The 3821-nt window shown below is 31.0% G+C and carries 2 protein-coding genes and 1 pseudogene; 1 reads left to right on the plus strand and 2 read right to left on the minus strand.

Features of this window, described 5'->3' with window-relative positions; translation table 11 throughout:
• Window positions 1–22: 22 nt before the first annotated feature.
• On the minus strand, window positions 23–778 hold the full coding sequence (locus tag ABY298_RS15415; RefSeq protein WP_372746941.1) for a hypothetical protein: 756 nt from the start codon (window positions 776–778) through the stop codon (window positions 23–25).
• 471 nt (window positions 779–1249) lie between these two features.
• Between ABY298_RS15415 and ABY298_RS15420 the strand changes: the two genes are divergently transcribed.
• Window positions 1250–2788, plus strand: coding sequence for a Fic family protein (locus ABY298_RS15420; protein WP_372746942.1), 1539 nt, complete (start codon window positions 1250–1252; stop codon window positions 2786–2788).
• 271 nt (window positions 2789–3059) lie between these two features.
• Here the strand turns inward: ABY298_RS15420 and ABY298_RS15425 are convergent.
• Window positions 3060–3821, minus strand: a pseudogene (locus ABY298_RS15425) (hypothetical protein); the annotation flags it as partial.

The following is a 3821-nucleotide window of genomic DNA, read 5'->3' on the forward strand; positions in this document are numbered from 1 at the left end:
GTTCTATGTAAAACAAGTTCCACTATACCGTATCAACTTTTACAATTGACAATGCATTGTAGGATCCATTTTTCAACGGATACATAGCGCCATTTACCTCTTGATAAAATTCAATTCCCAAAATCTGAATAACAGGAAGGGCAGAATTTGCAGTAATAGTTGCACTCAAATCAATAGCAGCATTAGTTGCACTATCATACGGTAAAATGGAAGTTTCATCGTTTTCAAAAGTGGAGGTTTCTGCATCAAAATCTAATTCAGCAACACCAGTAACCACTTTAAAATGCGTTGTTCCATTTGGAGCTGCAATTCTCACTGTTGGCACAAATGCAGCAATACTTACCGTTGCTTCACCAGAAACACGGTCAAAAGCATTTAATGATGGAGTAAACAAGGTAGAACCTAATTTACCGTTGGTGTTAAATTCAAACCCCTGAATTAAACTCATATTCCCATCTTGAATAGTTCTTGAACCACGATCATTTACACTGTCTGTTTTTACCACTTTTAAAAGGTCGGTTGTCAATCTGCTGACCACTCTTTTATCTTTTGCGTTTTGCAAAAGAATACGAATAGCATTTCTTACAATTTTTCCACCTTTCCCTGCAGCTCCAAATTCAGAACCATTTTCGCGCGTTCTTTGAAACGCAGGATCGTTTGCAATTCTGGAAGCATCCACACCGCCTTTTTCACGCGCAAGATCTCCATCAGAAGTTTTATAAAAGGTAATACCTCCGATAGTACCTTTTAATTTAATAATACCATTTTGTCTAGCCATAATTACTTAAATTTTTAATTCTCAACAAATGAACCTATCTTTAAGTAAAAATTAAAAAACCAACAACCATCCATTCCGAAACAAACTTTTTGTTCCGAATTAAACACAGATAAAGTATAGATACCGGTAGGATAAAGTATGGATAGTGTATGAAATGAAAATAATTAGAGCTTGCATATACCCAAAAGACATTCAGTGTATCACTGGCAGAAGTGAACGCTATGGAAGAAAACTACTCAATGAAATAAAAGTGCATTTTGGGAAGGAATCACATCAGTTTGTAACTTCAGAAGAATTTGCAGAATACAGCGGAATCAACATTGAAATTGTAACTGAATATTTACAAAAAGTATCATAGTATTAGGATCTATTAAAAGTATTTTTCACAATTAGTATGTTATTATAAGTGTTTTTCATTGTTTGTAATTGTTTTTCACGTACATTTGATTTAAGTATTTTTCACAAAAACAAATGGAAAAAAAGTGTTATTCACAAGATATAATCGTTTTTCACGGTAGAACAGCTCCTGAAAAAGGTTTGTTGGTAGGTTATGGAGCATTAATTGAAGTGTTTGCATTAGAAATGCCACTACCATTTAAATTGGCCTTGATAAGTACCAAAAACCGTCAGTATAAAACATCTGAATGGCAAGTGTTTACTTCGCGTCATCAACCTGCTGAATCACTATACAAACAACTGATATTTGCTTTGCGATATGAAGGCATAAATTTATTGTTTTTTAAAAAGCTTTTCGAAAAATTATCAATAAATGAGATTGAAGAATTGGTGCAATTTGAACCATTAGGGCAATACAGTCGTAAAATTTGGTTTTTGTATGAATGGTTATTTAAAAAACAACTAAACATTCAAGATTTAAAATCGGGGAATTTTGTAGCTTTAATTGATGATAAATTACAATACAGTATTGAAGGATCAAATGTTGCACGTCAACGTATTGTAAATAATTTACCTGGAACAGCTGATTTTTGTCCACTTATTTACAAAACAGAAAAATTAGAGCATTATATTAAATCAAATATTTCTACAAAAAAGAATGATTTTTTAAAAGATATTAGAAAAGACGTGTTACAACGTGCTTCAGCGTTTTTATTATTAAAAGATTCTAAAGCCTCTTTTACAATAGAAGGTGAAAATCCCTCGAATAAGAGAGCCCAACTTTGGGGGAAAGCGATAGGGCAGGCAGGAGCCAAAAATTTAAACAAAGAAGAGTTATTGCGCTTACAACAAATGGTTATTGAAAATACCAGATTTGTTAAAATGGGTTATAGAAAAGAAGGTGGTTTTGTTGGGGAACATGATAGAATAACTGGAGACCCAATACCAGAACATATTTCGGCTAAGTGGCAAGATGTAGAGGAATTAATAGAGGGACTTCTGCAAAGTTTCCAAAGAATGGAAATGTCAAGTTTTGATGCCGTTTTAGTGGCGGCAAAAGTCGCTTTTGGTTTTGTATTTATTCATCCTTTTGTAGATGGTAACGGAAGAATACACCGTTATTTAATACACCACATTTTAGCTAAAATGAATTTCGCACAGCAGGGTGTAATTTTTCCAGTTTCAGCTTCCATTTTAAATCAAATTAATGATTATAGAGTAGTATTAGAATCATATTCACATCCTTTATTAGATTTTATCAACTGGGAAAAAACCAAGAATAATAATGTGGAGGTTTTAAATAATACAATTGATTTTTATAAGTATTTTGACGCTACACCACAGGCTGAGTTTCTATATGATTGTGTTAATGACACCATTAAAAATATAATACCCGAAGAGGTTAATTATCTGCACAAATTTGATGAAATGAAACATTTTTTAGAGAACACTTTTGAAATGCCAGATAATACAGTGGCATTACTGATTCGTTTTTTAGAACAAAATCAGGGGTTACTATCGAAAAGAGCTCAAAAAAATGAATTTTCTGAATTAACAGCGAATGAAATTTTAAATATTGAAAAACGATATAAAGAAATATTTATGAAAGATTAGAATAGAAAATAGAACGAAATCCTCATCAGTTGAAATTCTTTAATTTGTAATGATATCATAAATGAATACATTTCGAATTAAATAAAAAGGGGCAAATTCGGTGTCAGTTAAATTTAATTACTCCGTTAGCCCTTTATTTTTAAGGGGTTTCAGAATAGGTTTTAGTTCCTTCCTCTCTGCGAGAAATCAATCAAAAAGCGACAAAACCCTATAAACATTATGTTTGTAGGGTTTTTGTTTTTTTGTGTTGTGGAATTTTACCAATTTATAATTAGTTTTTAAAATGATAATTCAAAATTTCTTTAGCTTTATTTCTAATTTTTTCATTGGTGTCATTTAAAACTAATTCAACTATTGGCACGTATTTTGGGTCGTTGGTTTTTTCTATTAAATACAATACAGCTTGTTTTAATTTGATGTCTTTGCGTTGTAATAATGTTCTGTAGCACTCTGCTTCGCTTAATATTTTTAGATTTAGTTTTTTTATTTTATCTTCAGAAATGGCTTCGACTAACACAGATTCGGCAATTGGTATTAGTTCTTTTTTAAGCTGATTGTCTAAAATATTATCTAAAAATTCAATAGCGTGTATACGTTGCTCTTCTTTACCTGTTAAAATAATATTTAAAATAGGCTCTACATCATTTGGAGGATATTTAATACCTAAAAAACGAAAAATACGTTGTAATTGTCTATCTAAGCGTTGTTCTAATAATTGCATTAAACCATTTCTAGCTTCAATAATTTCTGTGTTTTCTTTTGAAATATCTTTCTTTTTATATTGAATTACAATTTGAGAATGAATTACTGAAAGTGTGTTTTGGTATAAATGACATTCATCCAAAATTTTATCAATAATAAAACGATCTTTTATTTGAAGATTTGGGTATTTCCATTTTAATCTTTTTAAGGCTTCAATGGCTTCAATTTTTACAGAATGTTCTGTTTCATCGGTTAATTTTTTTAAACAACTCATTGCTTTTTGTGAAGCAAATTTTTCAATAACAGCAATGGCGTGCGCTGCATCATCTAA

Source organism: Lutibacter sp., from assembly GCF_041596795.1.
Lineage (GTDB): Bacteria > Bacteroidota > Bacteroidia > Flavobacteriales > Flavobacteriaceae > Lutibacter.

Coding starts and splice junctions, on each gene's coding strand:
- ABY298_RS15420 (WP_372746942.1), top strand. CDS start 1,250: ATGGAAAAAAAGTGTTATTCACAAGATATAATCGTTTTTCACGGTAGA.
- ABY298_RS15415 (WP_372746941.1), bottom strand. CDS start 778: ATGGCTAGACAAAATGGTATTATTAAATTAAAAGGTACTATCGGAGGT.